The organism is Dyella soli (genome assembly GCF_054482295.1).
In genome coordinates this window covers 183,739-202,759 of sequence record NZ_JBTFFU010000004.1, presented here as the reverse complement: position 1 = coordinate 202,759, position 19,021 = coordinate 183,739, and the positions used below count along the sequence as shown (strand labels likewise).

At 67.3% G+C, this 19,021-nt stretch carries 16 protein-coding genes and 1 tRNA gene; 10 read left to right on the top strand and 7 right to left on the bottom strand.

Translation table 11 applies throughout. The annotated features are described in order from the left end of the window. Nucleotides 1-221 precede the first annotated feature (221 nt). The 6 genes from ACXU4B_RS17315 (at nucleotide 222) to ACXU4B_RS17290 (ending at nucleotide 4,580) form a co-directional block, all read left to right on the top strand. Nucleotides 222-2,120, top strand: a complete 1,899-nt coding sequence (locus ACXU4B_RS17315) for a M61 family metallopeptidase (RefSeq protein WP_131413168.1) — start codon at nucleotides 222-224, stop codon at nucleotides 2,118-2,120. A 116-nt stretch (nucleotides 2,121-2,236) separates the two neighbouring features. Continuing rightward, a tRNA-Arg gene (locus tag ACXU4B_RS17310) sits at nucleotides 2,237-2,313 on the top strand. A gap of 153 nt (nucleotides 2,314-2,466) precedes the next feature. Then, nucleotides 2,467-2,898 carry a YeeE/YedE family protein gene (locus ACXU4B_RS17305; RefSeq protein WP_131413170.1) on the top strand — a complete coding sequence of 144 codons (432 nt, stop codon included), beginning with the start codon at nucleotides 2,467-2,469 and terminating at the stop codon, nucleotides 2,896-2,898. Continuing rightward, the gene (locus ACXU4B_RS17300) at nucleotides 2,895-3,317 is read left to right on the top strand and encodes a DUF6691 family protein (protein WP_131413172.1); all 423 of its coding nucleotides are present in this window, start codon (nucleotides 2,895-2,897) and stop codon (nucleotides 3,315-3,317) included. The genes ACXU4B_RS17305 and ACXU4B_RS17300 overlap by 4 nt, the downstream gene beginning before the upstream one ends. Beyond that, nucleotides 3,317-4,189, top strand: coding sequence for an MBL fold metallo-hydrolase (locus tag ACXU4B_RS17295; protein WP_131413174.1), 873 nt, complete (start codon nucleotides 3,317-3,319; stop codon nucleotides 4,187-4,189). The genes ACXU4B_RS17300 and ACXU4B_RS17295 overlap by 1 nt, the downstream gene beginning before the upstream one ends. A gap of 40 nt (nucleotides 4,190-4,229) precedes the next feature. Next, nucleotides 4,230-4,580, top strand: coding sequence for an ArsR/SmtB family transcription factor (locus tag ACXU4B_RS17290; RefSeq protein ID WP_240734189.1), 351 nt, complete (start codon nucleotides 4,230-4,232; stop codon nucleotides 4,578-4,580). Between the two features lie 69 nt (nucleotides 4,581-4,649). Here ACXU4B_RS17290 and ACXU4B_RS17285 read toward each other — a convergent pair whose 3' ends face one another. Then, on the bottom strand, nucleotides 4,650-4,856 hold the full coding sequence (locus tag ACXU4B_RS17285; protein ID WP_131413176.1) for a CsbD family protein: 207 nt from the start codon (nucleotides 4,854-4,856) through the stop codon (nucleotides 4,650-4,652). Between the two features lie 288 nt (nucleotides 4,857-5,144). Between ACXU4B_RS17285 and ACXU4B_RS17280 the strand changes: the two genes are divergently transcribed. Beyond that, on the top strand, nucleotides 5,145-5,696 hold the full coding sequence (locus ACXU4B_RS17280) for an HdeD family acid-resistance protein (RefSeq protein WP_131413178.1): 552 nt from the start codon (nucleotides 5,145-5,147) through the stop codon (nucleotides 5,694-5,696). 74 nt (nucleotides 5,697-5,770) lie between these two features. Here the strand turns inward: ACXU4B_RS17280 and ACXU4B_RS17275 are convergent, their stop codons facing one another. Together ACXU4B_RS17275 and queF are read right to left on the bottom strand one after the other, a co-directional pair. Continuing rightward, a complete protein-coding gene (locus ACXU4B_RS17275) occupies nucleotides 5,771-6,391 on the bottom strand; it encodes a hypothetical protein (protein WP_165583263.1) in 621 nt (206 codons plus the stop codon). A 166-nt stretch (nucleotides 6,392-6,557) separates the two neighbouring features. Further along, nucleotides 6,558-7,382, bottom strand: coding sequence for an NADPH-dependent 7-cyano-7-deazaguanine reductase QueF (queF, locus tag ACXU4B_RS17270; protein ID WP_131413184.1), 825 nt, complete (start codon nucleotides 7,380-7,382; stop codon nucleotides 6,558-6,560). Nucleotides 7,383-7,529: 147 nt separating this feature from the next. Between queF and ACXU4B_RS17265 the strand changes: the two genes are divergently transcribed. Then, nucleotides 7,530-9,497 (top strand): M1 family metallopeptidase, encoded by a 1,968-nt coding sequence (locus ACXU4B_RS17265; RefSeq protein WP_131413186.1) that lies wholly within the window; start codon nucleotides 7,530-7,532, stop codon nucleotides 9,495-9,497. Between the two features lie 77 nt (nucleotides 9,498-9,574). Continuing rightward, a complete protein-coding gene (locus tag ACXU4B_RS17260) occupies nucleotides 9,575-11,788 on the top strand; it encodes a penicillin acylase family protein (protein ID WP_131413188.1) in 2,214 nt (737 codons plus the stop codon). An 18-nt stretch (nucleotides 11,789-11,806) separates the two neighbouring features. On the opposite strand, the gene ACXU4B_RS17255 is transcribed toward ACXU4B_RS17260, so the two are convergent. Continuing rightward, nucleotides 11,807-13,297 carry an alpha/beta hydrolase gene (locus ACXU4B_RS17255; protein ID WP_131413191.1) on the bottom strand — a complete coding sequence of 497 codons (1,491 nt, stop codon included), beginning with the start codon at nucleotides 13,295-13,297 and terminating at the stop codon, nucleotides 11,807-11,809. Nucleotides 13,298-13,760: 463 nt separating this feature from the next. Next, the gene (locus ACXU4B_RS17250; RefSeq protein WP_131413193.1) at nucleotides 13,761-14,753 is read right to left on the bottom strand and encodes an aldo/keto reductase; all 993 of its coding nucleotides are present in this window, start codon (nucleotides 14,751-14,753) and stop codon (nucleotides 13,761-13,763) included. Between the two features lie 108 nt (nucleotides 14,754-14,861). Here ACXU4B_RS17250 and ACXU4B_RS17245 point away from each other — a divergent pair, with 108 nt between their 5' ends. After that, nucleotides 14,862-15,761: a LysR family transcriptional regulator gene (locus ACXU4B_RS17245; protein ID WP_131413195.1), complete on the top strand. Its 900-nt coding sequence runs from the start codon at nucleotides 14,862-14,864 to the stop codon at nucleotides 15,759-15,761. Nucleotides 15,762-15,781: 20 nt separating this feature from the next. Here the strand turns inward: ACXU4B_RS17245 and ACXU4B_RS17240 are convergent, their stop codons facing one another. Together ACXU4B_RS17240 and ACXU4B_RS17235 are read right to left on the bottom strand one after the other, a co-directional pair. Beyond that, nucleotides 15,782-16,534: a bestrophin-like domain gene (locus tag ACXU4B_RS17240; RefSeq protein ID WP_131413197.1), complete on the bottom strand. Its 753-nt coding sequence runs from the start codon at nucleotides 16,532-16,534 to the stop codon at nucleotides 15,782-15,784. A 164-nt stretch (nucleotides 16,535-16,698) separates the two neighbouring features. Continuing rightward, nucleotides 16,699-18,744, bottom strand: a complete 2,046-nt coding sequence (locus ACXU4B_RS17235; protein WP_131413199.1) for an amidohydrolase family protein — start codon at nucleotides 18,742-18,744, stop codon at nucleotides 16,699-16,701. Between the last annotated feature and the right edge of the window lie 277 nt (nucleotides 18,745-19,021).

The window sequence follows — 19,021 nt, the reverse complement described above, 5'->3', positions numbered from 1 at the left end:
TCGAAGGGGGAGTGTCGCAACGGTCCGCGTGGGGATCGCGGTGGGAAAAGGATAAAGGCATTCGCCGCGTGCGTAGCCCTTCGCGGCTACCGCGGGACGGGCGAGGTTCAGTGTGCGCCATGACCTCTGGCAGGGGGTGCCGCGCGCCGTCGCCCACTAGCATCACGGATTCACGTTTCATGCAGTGCCGCTGTCGCATGGACGCTCGTCAGGAGAACCCTTTGAAAGTTTCACGCCTCGCTTCCGCCATCCTCGTTTCGGCTCTTGGACTGGGCAGCTTCGCCGCCCTCGCGGAAGTACCCGCGCCGCAGGACACGCCGTTCAGCGGCACGTTGAAAATCAACGTCGACGCCACGGATATCGCGCGCCGCGTGTTCCGCGTGCACGAGGTGGTGCCGGCGCAGCCGGGTCCGCTGACGCTGCTGTATCCGCAATGGCTGCCGGGCAATCATTCGCCCACCGGCCCGGTCGACAAGCTGGCCGGCCTGGTGGTGAAGGCGAACGGCAAGACGCTGGCGTGGAAGCGCGATCCGCTGAACGTGTTCGCGTTCCACGTTGACGTGCCCGCGGGTGCCAGCCAGGTGGAGGTGGACTTCCAGTTCCTCTCCGCGCAGGACACGCGCCAGGGTCGCGTGGTGATGACGCCGGAGATGCTCAACCTGCAGTGGAATGCCGTGTCGCTGTATCCGGCCGGCTATTTCGCCAGCCGCATCCAGGCCGAGACCAGCGTGACCTTCCCGGCCGGCTGGCAGTACGGCACCGCGCTGGAGATGGCCTCGCGCGACGGCGACACCGTGCGCTTCAAGCCGATCAGGTACAGCGACCTGGTCGATTCGCCGATCTACGCGGGCAAGTACTTCAAGCGCGTCGACCTCGATCCGGGCGCGAAGACGCCGGTGTTCCTCAACATCGTCGCCGATGACGCGAAGTTCCTCGAGATCAAGCCCGAGCAGCTGAAGGTGCACCAGAACCTGGTGCAGCAGATGTACAAGCTCTACGGCGCGCACCACTACGACCACTACGATTTCCTGTTCTCGCTCAGCGACAAGATGTCGGGCAACGGCCTCGAGCACCACCGCTCGAGCGAAAACGGCGTGGGCACCGGCTACTTCACCGAGTGGGACAAGAACACCATCGTGCGCGACCTGCTGTCGCACGAGTTCAACCATTCGTGGGACGGCAAGTACCGTCGCGGCGCCGACCTGGCCACGCCCAGCTTCAACGTGCCCATGCAGGACAGCCTGCTGTGGGTATACGAAGGCCAGACGCAGTTCTGGGGCTATGTGATGGCGGCACGCTCGGGCCTGTGGAAGCAGGACGAGGCGCTCGACATGCTCGCCCTGGTCGCGGCCACCTACGACAAGGGCCGCCCGGGCCTGCAGCAGTGGCGCAATATCCAGGACACCACCAACGACCCGATCATCGCGATGCGCCGCCCGCTGCCGTACCGCAACTACCAGATGAGCGAGGACTACTACTCCGGCGGCCAGATGATCTGGCTGGACGTCGACGGCAAGCTGCGCGACCTCACCGCCGACAAGCACTCCATCGACGATTTCGCCAGGGCGTTCTTCGGCATGGAGAACGGCAAGTGGGACGTCAACCCGTATACGTTCGAGGACGTGGTCAAGACACTCAACGACATCGCGCCGTATGACTGGACCAGCTACCTGCGCGAGCGCCTGGACGGGCATGGCCCGATCATTGGTGGTTTCGAGGCGAACGGCTGGAAGCTCGTCTACAACGACAAGCCGTCGGCCGGGGCGAAGGCGGTGGAAACGCGCCTGGGTGGTGCCAACCTCGCTTACTCGCTCGGCGTGACGATGGGCAAGAGCGGCGATATCACCGACGTGCTGTGGGACGGTCCGGCCTTCAAGGCCGGCCTGTCGCCGGGCATGAAGGTCATCGCGATCAACGGCAAGGAATATTCCAGCGACGCCATCAAGGCGGCGGTGGATGCCTCGGCGAAGGACAAGAACCAGCCGATCGAAGTGCTGGTGAAGAACTTCGACGAGTACAAGACTCTGCGCATCGACTACCACGATGGCCAGAAGTACCCGCACCTGGAGCGCATCGCCGGCAAGCCCGACCGCTTGTCCGAGCTGCTCAAGGCGCGTTGATACGAGGTGACCCTCGCCCCTTCGGGGAGAGGGCGACAAGCAGGGGTCCAACTCCGCTATACTGCGCGTCCGCCGCACACCACGGGCTTCGTCCTGGTGTGCGTGCCGACGCTCATGCGCCCGTAGCTCAGCCGGATAGAGTAGTGGCTTCCGAAGCCATTGGTCGGGGGTTCGAATCCCTCCGGGCGCGCCATCTTCCGGTGTACACCACCGTTCCCCCGCCCATGCAGACCCTCGACGCCTCGTCGAGCGATGCTTGCCGGCATCGCGCGCCCGCTGGCTTTGCAGCGGCCGGCCGGTCGGCATATATTAGATAAATCGAATATATCTCCGGGCGGTGGAAACGATGCATCCCTGGCTGCTTTCCGCCTTCGGCGGGGTCCTGATCGGGCTCGCTGCCGTGCTGCTGATGGCTGCGTTGGGCCGGATCGCCGGCATCAGCGGCATCGCCAGCGGGCTGCTGACGGCCGCCGCTTCCGGCGATCGCGCCTGGCGCCTGGCGTTTCTCGCCGGCCTGGTCGCGGCCCCGCTGCTGCTCGCCGGTCTGCGCGGCGAGAGCGGGATCGGCGCGCCGCAGGTGGCGTGGCCCTGGATGCTGGTGGCCGGCCTGCTGGTGGGGTTTGGCACGCGGCTTGGCAGCGGTTGCACCAGCGGGCACGGCGTCTGTGGTGTCGCGCGGATGTCGCCGCGGTCGTTGCTGGCCACGACGGTGTTCGTGGCCTTCGGGATCGTCACCGTGTTCGTGACGCACCATCTGCTCGGAGGTGCCGGCGCATGAAGTCATGGATCGCCTTGCTGGCGGGGCTGCTGTTCGGCATGGGCCTGAGCGTGGCGGGCATGACCCAGCCGGCGGTCGTGCTCGGCTTCCTTGATCTGTTCGGCGCGTGGAACCCGCGCCTGCTGTTCGTGATGGGCGGCGCCGTGCTGACCACTGCGATCGGCTATCGCTGGATCTGGCGACAGTCCCGCCCGTGGCTGGCCACGTCGTTTCGCGTGCCGACGGCGCGCGACATCGATGCGCGGCTGGTCGTGGGCGCGGCGCTGTTCGGCATCGGCTGGGGCCTGGCCGGCTATTGCCCCGGTCCGGCACTCGCGTCGCTGGCGGGCGGCGTGCCGTCCGTGATCCTGCTGTCCGGCGCCATGGCCGTGGGCTGGTGGCTCGCCGCGCGCTGGCCGTCTGCAAAGGAGAGAACGTGATGGCTGCGCAGCGACCCGAGGTCAAGGCGTTCTTCGACGAGGCAAGCAACACCTTCAGTTACGTGGTGTGGGACCCGGCCACGCGCCAGGCCGCGGTGATCGACAGCGTGCTGGACTATGACGCCGCGTCGGGCCGCACTCGCCACGACTCGGCCGACGCGATGATCGCCTTCGTCCAAGCACAGGCGCTGACCGTGGCGTGGGTGCTCGACACCCACGTGCATGCCGACCATCTTTCGGCGTCGCCGTACGTGCAGTCGCGACTGGGCGGCAAGCTCGCCATCGGCGAGCATATCCGCGCGGTGCAGCAGACCTTCGGCGTGGTGTTCAACACGGGCGATGCCTTTCCGCGCGACGGCAGCCAGTTCAACCATCTGTTCACCGACGGGGAACGCTACCGCCTGGGCGAGATCGAGGCGATGGCTTTGCACACGCCAGGCCACACGCCCGCGTGCATGACCCATGTGATCGGCGATGCCGCCTTTGTCGGCGATACCCTGTTCATGCCGGACTATGGCACCGCCCGCTGCGACTTCCCCGGTGGCGACGCCGGCCAGCTGTATCGCTCCATCCAGCGCATCTTTGCGCTGCCTGGCGACACGCGCGTGTTCCTGTGCCACGACTACAAGGCACCGGGCAGGGATGAATTCGCCCATGAAACCACCATCGGGCAGGAACGACAGTCCAACGTGCACGTGCGCGACGGCGTGTCCGAAGAGGCCTTCGTCACCATGCGCAGGACCCGCGACGCCACGCTGGCCGTGCCCCGGCTGCTGCTGCCCGCCGTGCAGGTGAACATGCGCGCCGGCCACTTGCCGCCCCCGGAAGACAACGGCATCAGTTATCTGAAGATCCCGCTCAATGCGTTATGAGCAGCTGCACCATGCATTTGCCTGAGGGGGCGCCGACGCCATGAGCCATGGCTCGCCCCATGCCACCCGGCGCGCACTGAAGCCGGCGACCAGCCCGGTCGAGGCGATGCGGCATCGCGCGGACGAAGCCGTCGCCGTGCTCAAGGGCCTGGGCAATCGCCATCGCCTGTTGCTGCTTTGCCAGCTGCTCGACGGCGAGCGCTCGGTGAACGAGCTGGCCGACCAGCTGGGTCTTGCCCAAAGCGTGGTGTCGCAGCACCTGTCGCTGCTTCGCGGCGAAGGCATGGTCGCTGGCCGGCGCGAAGGCCAGTCGATCTACTACAGCATTCGCGACGAGCGGGTGCACGCGCTGATGGCGCGGCTGTTCGAGCTGTTCTGCGCGGAATCCTGAGCAAGGCGGCGCGGTCGCTGCCGCGGAGAAGGAGGCCGCCGTGGCGGCCTCCCTCCTTGTGCTGTGCGCCTAGTGATGGCGCAACTGTTTCTCGAAGGCCTTGACCTGCTTGTCGGCCTCGTCGCGGGCCAGGCCGTAGCGTTCCTGCAGCCTGCCCGAAAGGTATTCCGCATTGCCCTCGGCGACTTTCAGGTCGTCGTCGGTCAGCTTGCCCCAGTGCTGCTTGATCTGGCCGCTGAGCTGCTTCCACTGGCCCTGGATGGTGTCTTGATTCATGACTATGCCTCGTTAGGGAAGGGGATGAAGGCAATGCGCATTGCGGGGTGGATTCGAACAGCGAGCGGGTTAAGGATGCGTGCCCCTGATGTTCCCGTCCGCGGCTGCGGTTCATCGGCGTATGCCGGCGACTGATATGACGTTCGCGTCCCGTCGACATCGATGATGCGTCGATGAACGTGCGATGGGCAGGTTCGACGCTGGACGCATGGCCGTCAAGCCATCGACAACGCCGCACTTGCCGCGATGCATGGCCGATCGTCTTTCAACATCACGGAGGTGCGCGCTATGGCTTCGGTATTGCAGCGAGGGTTGGGTCGCACGGGTTGGCTGTTGGTGATCTACGGTGTCATCTCGGTGCTGTTTGGACTGAGTGCGCTGGTCTGGCCGGGCAGCACCGTGGTGGCGCTGGCCTGGGCGTTCGGCATCATGGCGCTGGCCGAAGGCATTGCCAGCGTGTTTGCCTTGTTCCAGCGCAGGGGGGCCATCTCGCGCGGATGGCTGGTGGTCTATGCGCTGGCGTCGATCGCGTTCGGCCTGCTCGCCATCATGCATCCGCTGGCGGTGGTGAACCTGCTGTTGTTGTTCCTTGCCGCATGGCTGATCGTGGCGGGCATCTACCGCATCGTGTTCGCCATCCGCGTGCGCAAGGAAATCCGCGGCGAATGGTTCATCGCGCTGAGCGGCGTGCTGGCTATCCTGCTGGGCATGCTGTTCTTCGCCTATCCGGCGGCCGGCCTGTTGACGGTGGCGATCTGGATCGGTGCGGCCGCGCTGGTCTATGGCGTGCTGCAACTGGTGGCAGGCATCCGCCTGCAGCGCTGGAAGGCGTCGCTCTGACGCCAGGCGCTTCGTCCGGCAAGGAAAAGGCGCCACGCAGGCGCCTTTCCTTCTATCGCCGACCCGCGTCGCGATCAGCCGTTGACTTCGAAGCCCTCACTGGCGACGGCCTTGCCATTGAGCGAGATCACCACCTTGTACTTGCCCACCGGCCACGCGTTCGGGTTCTGCACCTTGAACGTGGTGACGGCAGGGCCATCGGTGGCGATCGATTCGCTGGTGCTGCTGAAGGCGTGTTCATTGCCGTCCAGGTAACTCCAGCGGGCATTGAGGGTGGCGTTGTCGGTGTTGCCCACGGTGGACACGCTGGCGTAGATCGACCTGTCGCCCGGGGCGAAGTGGCGTTGTTCCTTGCTGACCGCATGCGCGGCATCGACCGCGCTGCCGATGGTGATCGCGGCGACCTTGATCTCGCTGGCGGGCCGGATGGCGGCCGCCTTGCCGCTGGTGCCGGACGGTGCCGGCGTGGAGGCCGGTGCTGCCGGTGCGGTCGGCGTGGCGGTCGGAGGCGCCGGCGTGCTGGCGGGCGGTGCCGGCGGCGTGGCGGTGGACGACGGCGCAGGCGCCGGTGTGGTGGCGGCGGGCGCGGCCGGCGGAGGACTGGATTCCTGCTCGCTCTTGCCGCATGCGCCGAGCATCAGCAGGCCGGCAAGGGTCGCGCAGTACAAAGCGGTGTTGCGTGCCTGAACGTTCATATCTGACCCCGTGAATCGTGGCGAAAAGCACGCACCGGACCGCTCATGCCGCAATGTCAGGCGCCTGCATGAGACGAGCCTAATCCCGCGGGACTGAAGCGGCAATTACCGGGCGAACCGTCTCCACGCCACCTTGACGCCCGTGACGAGCGCGTGCACCGGCCGCCTACTGGCGCGCGCCACGCGGGTTGCCCGGCAGTTCCATGCCGGTGCTGCGATAGGGGTTGATGTCCAGTCCGCCGCGGCGGGTGTAGCGCGCATAGACGCTGAGCTGCACGGGGCGGCAGCGCTGCATCACGTCCACGAAAATGCGTTCCACGCACTGCTCGTGGAATTCGTTGTGATTGCGAAACGACACCAGGTAGCGCAACAGCCCCGCCGGGTCGATCGGCGCGCCGCGATAGCGGATCTGCACGCTGCCCCAGTCCGGCTGGCCGGTGACGGGGCAGTTGGAGCGCAGCAGGTTCGACACCAGCGTCTGCTCGACGGCCGGCGCGCCTGCATCGGCGGCCAGGTAGTCGGCTCGGGGCGGCCCGTAGTCGTCGATGTCCAGCGCCTGGTGGTCGATCAGCTCGCCTTCCAGGTCCCGGAACGCGTGGCCACGTGCGCTGGCTTCGCTCAGGATCACCTCGACGGGTGCGCCGGCGGCGGCGGAAAGGTCGCGCGCCAGCGTCGCGGCCAGCACGTCGGCATCGCGCATGCGCTCCTGCGAAAAGCCGTTGAGGTAGAGCTTGAACGACTTCGATTCGATGATGTTGGGCGAGCCGGCCGGCACGCGGAACTCGGCCAGCGCGACCACCGGCTTGCCGCGTGCGTCCAGCCAGGACAGCTCGTAGGCGTTCCAGATATCCGCGCCGTGGAACGGCAGGGGTTCGGACACGCCGATCTCCTCGCGCTTGCCGCTGCGCGGAATCGGAAACAGCAGGCCGGGGTCGTAGCGGTCGGCGTAGGCGGTGGTCTTGCCGAGGGGGGAATGTTCGGGGGTACTCATGGCGCGCATTGTACCGCCGGCCACGCGCGCGGCCCGCGTGCACCGCTCCGGCGGGGCCGGACCATGACCACTGACCCGGTCCGCCAGGGCCATGCCCTGCCTATAGTGTCCGCCTGAGTCTCAGGGTGACCCGAAGGAATTGCCTGCATGAAGAAGCCCCTCCTGGCCGGCCGCATCGCGGCGGGCCTGCTCGTGGCCGGCGCGCTGTGCGGACCGGCCCTGGCCGATGGTCCGGACGGCGGCTTCGACCCGCAGGCGCTGTTTGCGCCGCTCACGCTGCCCGACGCGGCCAATGCGTTCCGCGATGGCGCCGGCAAACCGGGCCCGCTGTTCTGGCAGAACCGCGTCGACTATGCGATCCAGGCCGAGATCGACCCGTCCACGCATGGCCTGCGCGGTGATGAAACCATCACCTACACCAATCGCAGCCCGGACACGCTCGACGTGCTCTGGCTGCAGCTGGACCAGAATGCTTACCGCCGCGATTCGCGCGCCTCGCTCGCATCGCCGCGTCCGCGCACCGAGTTCACCGACGGCTACCAGCTCGATGCGGTGGAGATCGATGGCAAACCCGTGCACTTCCTGGTCGACGACACGCGGCTGCGCGTGGACCTGCCGCAACCGCTGGCCGGCGGCGGCAAGCAGGCCAAGCTGCGCATCCGCTACCACTACACCGTGCCCGGCACCTGGGGCGGACGCACGGCGGTCACGCCGACCCGCAACGGCGACATCTACGAGATCGCGCAGTGGTTTCCGCGCATGGCGGTGTACGACGACCTGCGCGGCTGGGACACGCTCCCCTACCTGGGCTCGGAGTTCTACCTCGAATACGGCAACATCGATTACGCCGTCACCGTGCCGTGGAACTACCTCGTCGCCGGCTCCGGTGCGCTCACCAACGGCAATGAGGTGCTCACCGCCGCGCAGCGGCAGCGCCTGGCGCAGGCTGCGCAGAGCGACGCCACGGTGATGATCCGCGCGCCGGAAGAAGTGAACGACCCGTCCAGCCATCCCAGGTCCAGTGGCATGCAGACCTGGCGTTTCCACATGGAGCACACGCGCGACGTGGCGTTCGCGGCATCGCCGGCCTTCGTGTGGGATGCCGCGCGCATCAACCTGCCCGCAGGCAAGCATGCGCTCGCCATGTCGGTGTATCCGGTGGAAGGCGTGGGCAAGGATGCGTGGAACCGCTCCACCGAATACGTGAAGGGCTCGATCGAGCACTTCTCGTCGAAGTGGTACGCCTACCCGTGGCCGGTAGCCGTGAATCTCGGGGGCCACGGTGCCGGCATGGAATATCCCGGCATCGTGTTCGACGGCTTCGAAGACAAGGCGCCGATGTTGTTCTGGATCACCGCGCACGAAATCGGCCACACTTGGTTTCCCATGGTGGTGGGCTCCAACGAGCGCCGCAACGCGTTCATGGACGAAGGCTTCAACACCTTCATCGACGTGTACGCGTCGGACGCGTTCAACAAGGGCGAATTCGCGCCCAAGCGCGACAGCGAGTACGCCCCCAAAGGTGGCAACCCGGTGGACGAGATCCTGCCGCTGCTGGCCGACCCGCTGGCGCCGACCATGATGGCGCCGGCCGATGCCGTCGCCGAGAAGTACCGCCATCCGGTGAGCTACTTCAAGGGCGCACTCGGGCTGGTGCTGCTGCGCGAGCAGATCCTCGGCCCCGCGCGGTTCGATCCGGCGTTCCGCCAGTACATCGCCACCTGGGCGTATCGCCATCCCACGCCGTCTGACTTCTTCCGCTTCATGAGCAGCGCCGCCGGTGAGGACCTCTCCTGGTGGTGGCGTGGCTGGTACCTCAACAACTGGCAGCTGGACATGGGTGTCACCGCGGCGGCCTATGTGGACAGCGATCCGGCCAAGGGGCTCGTGGTGACGCTGGCCAGCAGGCAGAAGCTGGTGATGCCCGCGACGCTGCGCGTCGACTATGCCGATGGCAGCCACGAGGACGTGCGCGTGCCGGTCGAAACCTGGCGCCAGAGCGCAACGCCGAAGCTGGCGCTGCATACGACGCAACGCGTCGCCAGGCTGACGCTGGATCCGGAACACAAGCTGCCCGACGCGGACCGCGGCAACAACAGCCTGGCCATGCCGTGATGCCATGGCCGCTTCCCGGCGCGCACGAAAGAGCCACCGCCACCGAACCCGACGCCTACCCGAGACACCGTGACCTGATGACCAAGACCGCCATGACACCCTTCCGCGTCACCGCCCTGCGCGCCCTGCCGCTCGCCACCCTGTTGGCCCTGGGCCTCGCCGGTGCCGCGCATGCGGGCACGCCGGACGAGGCGCGCTGGCAGCGCCAGGCCCGCGCCGTCACCGTGACGCGGGACGACTGGGGCATCGCGCATGTGCACGGCAAGACCGATGCCGATGCCGTGTTCGGCATGGCGTACACGCAGGCCGAAGACGACTTCAATCGCGTCGAGACCAACTATCTCAACTCGCTGGGCTGGCTCGCGCAGGCCGAGGGTGAGCAGGCGATCTGGTCCGACCTGCGACAGCGACTGTGGATCGATCCGCCCGAATTGAAGCGGCTTTATGCCACGAGCCCGGGCTGGCTGCAGGCGCTGATGAATGCCTGGGCCGACGGCCTGAACTATTACCTCGCCACCCATCCGGCGGTGCACCCGCGCGTGATCACGCACTTCGAGCCCTGGATGGCGCTCAGCTTCAGCGAAGGCAGCATCGGCGGCGACATCGAGCGCGTTTCGCTCAAGGACTTGCAGGCGTTCTACGGCAAGGCCGATGACAAGGTGGCCTTCGTCGATACCCCCTCGAGCTGGGTCGAGCCGACCGGTTCCAACGGCATCGCCATCGCGCCGAAGCTCACCGCCGACGGCCATGCTCTGCTGCTGATCAATCCGCATACCTCGTTCTTCTTCCGCTCCGAATTGCAGATGACCAGCGACGCCGGCCTCGATGCCTATGGCGCGGTCACCTGGGGCCAGTTCTTCATCTACCAGGGCTTCAACCACCACATCGGCTGGATGCACACCTCGACCACCGCCGACGTGGTCGACGAGTTCGCCGAGACGATCGAGCGGCGCGACGGCCGCCTGTTCTATCGCTACGGCAAGGAGCTGCGGCCAGTCACGACACGCGAGGTCAGCGTTCCCTATCGCGCGAAGGACGGCAGCATGGCCACGCGTACCTTCAGCGTGCATGCGACCCACCACGGCCCCGTCGTGCGCGAGAACGATGGCAAGTGGATCGCCACGGCGCTGATGAACAAGCCGATGGAGGCGCTGGAGCAAAGCTGGCTGCGCACCCGGGCCAGCGATTTCGCCGGTTTCATGAAGATCGCCGCGCTCAAGGCCAATTCGTCGAACAACACCATCTTCGCCGATGACAAGGGCGAGATCGCGTACCTGCACCCGCAGTTCATTCCCCGGCGCGACGACCGCTTCGATTACACCAAACCCGTCGACGGCAGCGATCCGGCCACCGACTGGCAGGGACTGCTGCCGCTGGAGCAGGCGCCGCACGTGCTCAATCCGGCCAACGGCTGGATCATGAACACCAACAACTGGCCGTATTCCGCCGCCGGGGCCAGCAGCCCGAAGCGCGCGGACTACCCGCGCTACATGGACAGCGTCGGCGAGAACCCGCGTGGCATCCACGCCACCATGGTGTTGAGCGACAAGCAGCACTTCACCCAGGCCTCGCTCATCACGGCGGCCTTCGATTCGTACCTGCCGGCGTTCGCGCGACAGATTCCGATCCTGGTCGCCGACTACGACGCGCTGCCGGCGAATGATCCGCTGCGGCCCAAGCTCGCCGGCCAGATCGCGCTGCTGCGCGGCTGGGACTATCGCTGGGGCATTGCATCGATGCCGACGTCGCTGGCGGTGTTCTGGGGCGACATCCTGTGGGACAAGGTCGACAAGTCCGATGCGGCCGAAGGCCTGTCGGTCTACGACATCATGGCCGAGAAGGCCGGGCCGAAGGCGCGCCTCGATGCGCTGGTCGAAGCATCGGATCGGCTCGAGCGGGACTTTGGCCACTGGGGCGTGCCGTGGGGCGAAGTCAATCGCTACCAGCGCATCAACGGCGACATCGAGCAGCCCTTCGACGACGGCAAGCCAAGCATCCCGGTGCCCTTCACCTCGTCACGCTGGGGTTCGCTCGCCTCCTTCGGTGCGCACCGCTGGCCGGGCACCAAGCGCTACTACGGCACGGGCGGCAACAGTTTCGTGGCGGTGGTGGAGTTCGCCGACAAGGTGCGCGCCCGCGCCATCACGGCCGGTGGTGAAAGCGGCCACCCCGAATCGGCGCACTTCAACGACGAGGCCGAGCGCTACACCACCGGCAACCTGCGCACGGTCTATTTCTGGCCGGAGCAACTGCAGGGTCATACGGAGCGTGTCTACCACCCGGGCGAGTGACCTCGCGGGCTTTCCCGCCTAGGGTCGTGCCGGTGCTGCCGCGGGTGTGCGTGACGGCGCCGGCCGGGCGATCTGTTCCTCGATGCGCTCGCTGATATAGGGGAAGAACGGATTGGAGGTAATCCGCAGCAAGGTGTCGAGGTCCAGCACGAGTGCGCCGCGTTCACCGCGCGGCACCGCGGTGCCGAGATGGATGCCGAAGAACTCGCGCTTGTCGGGCTCGGTGCCATACAGCGAATCGTCCGACGGGAACGGCAGCGCCAGATGCGACATCGAGAACACGTTGGGCGGGTAGCGCAGCGCCAGCACGCGCGCATGCGGCGCGGTGGCGCCGGGATCCGTAGTCGTCTCGGTCACCGCATCGTCGGAAGGCCTGTCGTCCAGCACGGTGATGCGGAAGCGTTGCGGCCCCCTGGGCAGCATCTTCTGCAGTGCATCGGACGACACGGGGCGCATCAACACGTCGAAGGCGGGGTCGCGGTTAACGTCGAACAGCACGATCTCGCTGCCGTTTTCCGGCAGCACCGCGAACAGCGAATGCATCACCGCCGGCGCGCTCACCGTGTAGTCGACGACGGACTGGAACGCCAGCACGGGTGCGAGGCCATCCAGTTGGTGATGCTGCGCAAGGCGCCTGAGCTGGCCCTGCAGCACGTCGGTGAGCAGGTAGGCCTGGCGCGCCGCATTGACCGGAAACGAGTTGTACTTGAACGGGTTGTACTCGGGCACGACGTCGAGCCACGCCGCCTGGGCAAACGCCGGCAACACCGCCGGCCAGCCGGCGATGCCGGCGAATCGCGCGAACCGGGTCAGCCCGATCATGGGCGACAGCAGGATGAGGCGGTCGGGTCGTGCGAGCCGAGGGTCCTCGAGCGCATCGAGCGCATATTTCATGGCCAGCGCGCCGCCGTTGGAGTAGCCGACGATGTGCAGCGGTGCGTTCGGGCCCGCCCGCGCACGGGCTTCCCGCACCGCCAGGCGCGTGGCGGCCAGCCAGGTTTCCCACTGCACGTGGCTCAGGCCCGCGGGCACGGTGCCATGGCCGGGTACGCGCAGGGCGACAACGAAGAATCCGTGCTGGCGGTAGATGTCCCCCACGTGGCGAAGGCTGTAGGGCGAGTCGGAGAGGCCGTGCAGCAGCACCACGGCGCCGACCGGCGGGCCGTCCGGGGCCAACTCGTAGGAGCGGTTCCAGTCCTTGGCGAAATGACCTGGATAGATGGGCGCATCGGCGTAGTAGCGGTTGATGGCGACACGGTCCTCCGGTGGCAGGCGCTGCGTCACCTCGCGCTGCACCTCGTCGAAGATCGCGCGCTCCGCGGCGATGTAGCCGTTCCAGTCCGTCGCATCGAGTTGCGCCGCGGTCAGCTCATGCGGCTCGAAAGTGTGCCAGGCGTGCAGCGGCGGACCCCGCCATGCTTCCCAGGCACGCACGCCGACCACGCTGGCCAGCACGACGAGCAACAGCAACGCCAGCCGCTTCACCGTCCTGAGCATCCATCGGACCATCGAACCCCCGATCCACGTTGGCGGCGAGTCGCGCGTGCCGCCGGAGCATATCGCAGCCGCTTGTGCATCCCGTGTGGACGGGCCGGCCGAGGGCACAAAAAAAGGCCCCCTTTCGGGGGCCCGTGGGACGGCGCCAGGGGGGGGTAGCCGACCCGCGTGTCGGGCGGTCCGTGGAAGCCGATCGACACGTCCATGCTGCCGGAGCGCTTGATCGACCGATGTCAGTGAAACACCAGGCGCGCACTCAGATTTGGTGGATCTGCGTGTCGGTCCACTCACCGCGCGGGACCTGGACGACTTCGAGCACTTCACCCGGCGCCTGCGGTTCGACCATGCGAACATCCAGCGCTTCACCACCAACGTGGTGATGGCCCGCGACAAGGTGGGCGCAGCACCGTGCCCGTCTGAAGCTGCCGCGCGACTCCGGCAGGAGACCGCGCGGCGGTTGGCCGGGCAGCGTCGGTCAGATGTTGATCATCTGCATCATTGCGGCGGCGTAACGCGGGCCGGCGGCGACATCGGGCGGAAATACCGCGTCGATCGCCCTCAGCTCGGCGGCACTCAGGTTCACGTCGAGCGCACCGAGGTTGTCGTCGAGACGGTCGCGCCGCCGGGTGCCGGGGATGCCCACGACGTCCGGGCCCTGTGCCAGCACCCAGGCGAGCGCCAGCTGTGCGGGCGTGCAGCCCTTGTCGGCGGCAAGCGCCTGCACCTGCTCGACCAGCTGCAGGTTGCGGGCGAAGTTCTCGCCCTGGAAGCGCGGCGAGTTGCGACGGTAGTCATCGGCGTCGAAATCGTCAGGACTGGCAAAGGCGCCGGTGAGGAAGCCACGACCCAGCGGCGAATACGCCACCAGGCCCACGCCCAGCGCGCGGCAGGCGTCGAGCATGCCGTTCTCCTGCGGATCGCGCGTCCACAGTGAAAACTCCACCTGCAGCGCCGCGATGGGATGCACCTTGAAGGCGCGTGCCAGCGTAGCGCCGGACGCTTCGGAAAGACCCAGGTAACGCACCTTGCCGGCCTGCACCAGCTCGGCCATCGCGCCGACGGTTTCCTCGATCGGCACGCGCGGGTCGACGCGGTGCTGGTAGTAGAGGTCCAGGTGATCGACGCCCAGCCGCCGCAGGCTGGCGTCGCAGGAGGCGCGCACGTAGGCGGGGCTGCCGTCGATACCGCGCTTCGCCGGGTCGCTGGGGTCGCGCACGATGCCGAACTTGGTGGCGATGAAAGCCTGGTCGCGGCGGCCGCGGATGGCCTTGCCGATCAACACCTCGTTGGTGTGCGGGCCGTAGGCGTCGGCGGTGTCGAGCAGGTTGATGCCCCGTTCCAGCGCGTGGTGGACGGTGGCGATGGAGGTGGCGTCGTCGTGCGCGCCGTAGAAATCGCTCATGCCCATGCAGCCGAGGCCGAGGGCGGAGACGGAGGGGCCATTCTTGCCGAGCTGTCGCATGTGCATGGGAAGGTTCCGTGCGGGGGGAGGTGGAAGCGCATTCTTGGACACGCCGGCTTGCCGATAAATGCTCAATAATCACCATGTCTGTTGCCAAAAAGGCCAACAATCGCCATGGACCGTCTGCAAGCCATGCGCGTATTCACGCGCATCGTCGAGCTGGGTAGTTTTACCCGGGCCGCCGACGACCTCAGCCTGCCGCGTGCCACGCTGACCCACACCATCAAGCGGCTGGAAGAGCGGGTCGGCGCCCATCTGCTGCAGCGGACCACCCGACGCGTCCGGCCCACACAGGACGGCGAGGTGTATTACAACCACTGCGTGCGGCTGCTGGCCGACATCGACGCGGTGGAGGCGGATTTCCGCGAGGCGGCGGTGGTGCCCAGGGGCAAGCTGCGCATCGACCTTGCCTCCTCGCTGGCGCGCCACGTGCTGATACCCGCGCTGCCGGCATTCTTCGCGCGCTACCCGCAGATCGAGCTGGACATCGGCACCAGCGACCGCTTCATCGACCTGGTGCAGGAAGGCGTCGACTGCGTGCTGCGTGCGGGCGAGCTGGCGGATTCGACGATGATCGGCCGCCGCGTCGCCACGCTGTCGCAAGCCACCGTGGCCAGCGCCGACTACGTGCGCCGGCGTGGTCTTCCGCAAACGCTGGCTGACCTGCACGAGGGCCACGTCGCGGTGAACTGGGCCTCGCCCACCACGCGCCGGGTATCGGCGCTGGAATTCATGGCGGGACGCAAGCTGCGCGAGGTGATGCTGCCTGCCTGCGTCACGGTCAGCGGCACCGAGGCGTACCTGAGCAGCTGCGAGGCGGGGCTGGGCATGGCGCAGTTCCCGCGCTACCGCATTGCCGGTCAACTGGCGCGCGGCGAGCTGATCGAACTGCTGCCGGCGATGCCGCCACCGGCCCTGCCGGTAACCGCGCTCTATCCGGCGCAACGGCAGTTGCCGTTGCGCCTGCGCGTTTTCATCGACTGGCTGGCCGAGGTGATGGCCACGGTGCCCTGAGCGTGGCGCCTGGCCCGCGACTACAGGCCGAGCTCCGACAGTGCCTCGCGCATCGGCGCCACCGACACCTTCACGATGCCGTTGAGCGGCGTATCCATTTCCAGGATCACGAAGATCGCGCCGGCGGCCGACAGCGCGCACAGCAGGAAGAAGAAAATGACCGTGTGATTATGTGGCGCGAACAGGCCGAAGGTGCCGAAGATGACGCACAGCCACGACGCCAGCACCAGCAACAAGGTCATCGGAATGGCGCCCTTCTTGGTCTGCAGGGCGAGCCAGCGCGCAGCGAACACGTTGTCCGAAATCTCGAGCGCGCGATTCTGCAGCTGGCGCTGCGTGGCCGTGGCGGGTGACAGTTGCGCGAGCTGCTGCTGGAAATCCCTGGTGCCCTTGAGCAGCTGCGGGCTGCCGAGCGAGGCCGCCGGACCGGTGGCGACGATGTCGATCCAGCTGGCGTAGTTGCGCTTGAGCAGCACGCGCAGGTCCTGCGCTTCCGGTCCGTACTGCGCCAGCGTGCGATCCAGCCGCAGGATATTCACCGCATTGCGTTCGAGATCGCTGTTGACCGTATCGAACGAACCCTTGGCCGATGAAATCATCAGGCCCAGCACCAGCGCGGCAATGGTGGCGATCAGGCCGGTGGCGAGCTTGATGGCGTTGCCGGACTCCTCGTCGACGTGATGCCCCGGCAGCCGGGTGCGCACGTACATGCCGATCAGCGCGCAGGCGAACACGCTGGCGAAGATCAGCATCGAAATCAGCAGATGTGTCATGGGCCTTCTCCCCGCGCGGGCCCCTGGAGGCCAGCGGAAGCGCAAGGCCGGGCCATGCGGCCCGGGGTCTGGCGAACATTGCCACTGCGGCGGGGAGCCGTCGAGTGCGAGGCCCGTGGAGGCGCGGGCGCGGGCCGGATCCATGCCGATCCGGCCCGGTTGCTTCAGTCCACGTAAGCCGGCCGCGCGCTGAGGCCGCCTTCGGTGCGCAGCGCAGCGGCATCCATCAGCTTGCCGTCCATCATCACGACCTCGGTATGGCGCAGGTCGCCGATGGTGACCGCCGGATTGCCGTCCACCAGCACGAGGTCCGCCGACTTGCCGACCTGGATCGTGCCGGTGCGCTGGTCGGCGCCGACCAGGCGGGCGGGTGCCGCCGTGGCCGCGGCCAGCGCCTCGGCATTGGTGAAGCCGGCCTGCACGTACAGTTCCAGTTCTCGCACCAGTTCCAGCCCGGAACCGTCGGTGCCGGCGACGATCGGCACGCCCGCCTTGTGCATGGCGCCCACCAGCGCCTGCAGCCTGGCGAAACTGGCGCGGTAGTCGGCACGCGTGAGGTCCTTGGGCACGGCGAAGCCGCCCTGCCGGAAGCCGCGCTCCACGGCCGGCGGCAGCGTGCCCACGAAGGGCGCATAGGCCGGCGACAGATCGCCGTTCTCCGGTACAAACAGGCTCTCGGCCACCACCAGGGTGGGGTCGGAGGCGATCTTGCGTTGCGCCATGGTGGCGATCAGCGACTTCATCGGTTCGCTGTCGAGATGGACGTCCTTCGCATAGCGACCGGGTCCTTCGAAGCGCGCCATGCCGTTGGATACCTTGACCACCGAGTCGGGCATCGCCTGCATCATCACGAAGTAGATGTGGGTGATCTCGTCATAGCCGTCGTCGATGGCTTCGGCCGGCCGCATGCCCGCCGGGAGATGGCCATGCACATGCAGGCCCAGTCGGTGCGCCTCGGTGGCCGTCGCCTGGACCCATGCCGGGTTGAACGTGCCGTAGATCTTGATGGCGGTGAAGCCCTCGGCCTTGGCCTTGCGCACCAGGCTGATTGCCTCCTCCTGTGACGTGGCCACGCTCGCCACCTGAGCCGTGTTGGGCCCCTTGCCGTCGATCAGCGACGACGCATAAACCTTGGGACCCAGCAGTTCGCCCTTGGCGCGGCGCTCCGCGCGCGCGACGGTCAGCGGGTTGATGTTGCCCGGATCGCGCACCGAGGTGATGCCGAGCGAGAGCAGCATCGGCCCACTGGCATCGTCGGCCACGTGCTGGTGTGCATCCCACAGGCCGGGCACCAGCGTCTTGCCCTTGCCATCGATCAGCTGCGCATGCGCCGGCACTTTCACCGAAGCCGCCGGGCCCACCTGGGTGATCACGCCCTGCTCGACCACGACCGTCTGCCCGTCGGCGAAATGCGTGCCGTCGAGGAAGGCGCGCACATTGGTGAAGGCCACGGCACCGGCAGGCATCTTCAGCAACCGGGGCACCAGTTCCTTCGCATGCACCGCCAGCGCATCGGACTGGGCCTTTTCCAGCGCGGGCTGCGCACCTTCATAGCCGACCGGCAGCCAGGAAAGCCCGTTGACGAAAGCGAAGAACTTGCCCGCTGCATCGGTCCACACGGGTACCGGCGTGTTGGACAGGCCGGTGATCGCCCAGGCGGTGACGGTTTTCTTCGCGTTGCCTTCGCCCACCGTCGCCGTGGTGAGCTTTTCCGCCTTGACCTGGCCGCCGGGCAACAGCGCGAGCGACTTGCCGGGCGTTGCCAGCAGTTGCTCGATCATGTCGGCGTTGACGTCGATCGGACCGCCAAAGCTGCTGTACTCGCTGGCACTGCGATAAGGCGCGGAGCCGGCATCCACCGGACTCTTCCACGAGGCCGTGCCGTCCTTGACCGAAAACGTCTCGCCGGCATCGCCTTGCGGGGTGCGGCCGCGAATCACCACCTTGTCGAACATGCCGTCGTGACCCAGGGTGGCGCGGCTGTCCAGTTCGAACACTTGCCCGCGCAGCAACAGGCTTTCACGGCCCATGCGAGCGCCGTCGGGCGTGGTCCAGCGCGCCGACGTGCCGTGCCTGCCGGCGGTCGACAGGATGGTGAACTTCTGTGCATTCGCAGGTGGCTTGGCCAACTGCTCGGTGGGGGTGGGCGTGCCTGCAAGGCAGGGCAGGGCGACGAGACTCAGGGCGAACACGACGAGCGGCGCACGCATGGCAAGGCCTCCGAGGGGGTTCGTCGCGCAGTATCAGCGGGAAGCAGGGCGCGCAGAAGTGCGCGCGAGGGGTGCCTGATGGCATAGGCAAGACCCCTGTCAGGGGCGGGGCGGCCCTCAAGTCGGGTCCGCGCTGGCCGATAACCGGCTAAGCGCGCCATCCGTCCATGGCAGGTCCATGCCCGTCGGGCGCGCGCGCAGGCACGGCCTGCCGGCTTCCCGCACATCGGAGGCAGGTGGGGAACAGTCGGCGGCAGCAGTCGGCGCCGTCGGTAGT

What these genes read in the sequence shown, in the direction of transcription:
- ACXU4B_RS17305 (WP_131413170.1), top strand. Translation starts at nt 2,467, where the DNA reads ATGCATCCCTGGCTGCTTTCCGCCTTCGGCGGGGTCCTGATCGGGCTC.
- ACXU4B_RS17300 (WP_131413172.1), top strand. Translation starts at nt 2,895, where the DNA reads ATGAAGTCATGGATCGCCTTGCTGGCGGGGCTGCTGTTCGGCATGGGC.
- ACXU4B_RS17295 (WP_131413174.1), top strand. Translation starts at nt 3,317, where the DNA reads ATGGCTGCGCAGCGACCCGAGGTCAAGGCGTTCTTCGACGAGGCAAGC.
- ACXU4B_RS17290 (WP_240734189.1), top strand. Translation starts at nt 4,230, where the DNA reads ATGAGCCATGGCTCGCCCCATGCCACCCGGCGCGCACTGAAGCCGGCG.
- ACXU4B_RS17285 (WP_131413176.1), bottom strand. Translation starts at nt 4,856, where the DNA reads ATGAATCAAGACACCATCCAGGGCCAGTGGAAGCAGCTCAGCGGCCAG.
- ACXU4B_RS17280 (WP_131413178.1), top strand. Translation starts at nt 5,145, where the DNA reads ATGGCTTCGGTATTGCAGCGAGGGTTGGGTCGCACGGGTTGGCTGTTG.
- ACXU4B_RS17275 (WP_165583263.1), bottom strand. Translation starts at nt 6,391, where the DNA reads ATGAACGTTCAGGCACGCAACACCGCTTTGTACTGCGCGACCCTTGCC.
- queF (WP_131413184.1), bottom strand. Translation starts at nt 7,382, where the DNA reads ATGAGTACCCCCGAACATTCCCCCCTCGGCAAGACCACCGCCTACGCC.
- ACXU4B_RS17265 (WP_131413186.1), top strand. Translation starts at nt 7,530, where the DNA reads ATGAAGAAGCCCCTCCTGGCCGGCCGCATCGCGGCGGGCCTGCTCGTG.
- ACXU4B_RS17260 (WP_131413188.1), top strand. Translation starts at nt 9,575, where the DNA reads ATGACCAAGACCGCCATGACACCCTTCCGCGTCACCGCCCTGCGCGCC.
- ACXU4B_RS17255 (WP_131413191.1), bottom strand. Translation starts at nt 13,297, where the DNA reads ATGGTCCGATGGATGCTCAGGACGGTGAAGCGGCTGGCGTTGCTGTTG.
- ACXU4B_RS17250 (WP_131413193.1), bottom strand. Translation starts at nt 14,753, where the DNA reads ATGCACATGCGACAGCTCGGCAAGAATGGCCCCTCCGTCTCCGCCCTC.
- ACXU4B_RS17245 (WP_131413195.1), top strand. Translation starts at nt 14,862, where the DNA reads ATGGACCGTCTGCAAGCCATGCGCGTATTCACGCGCATCGTCGAGCTG.
- ACXU4B_RS17240 (WP_131413197.1), bottom strand. Translation starts at nt 16,534, where the DNA reads ATGACACATCTGCTGATTTCGATGCTGATCTTCGCCAGCGTGTTCGCC.
- ACXU4B_RS17235 (WP_131413199.1), bottom strand. Translation starts at nt 18,744, where the DNA reads ATGCGTGCGCCGCTCGTCGTGTTCGCCCTGAGTCTCGTCGCCCTGCCC.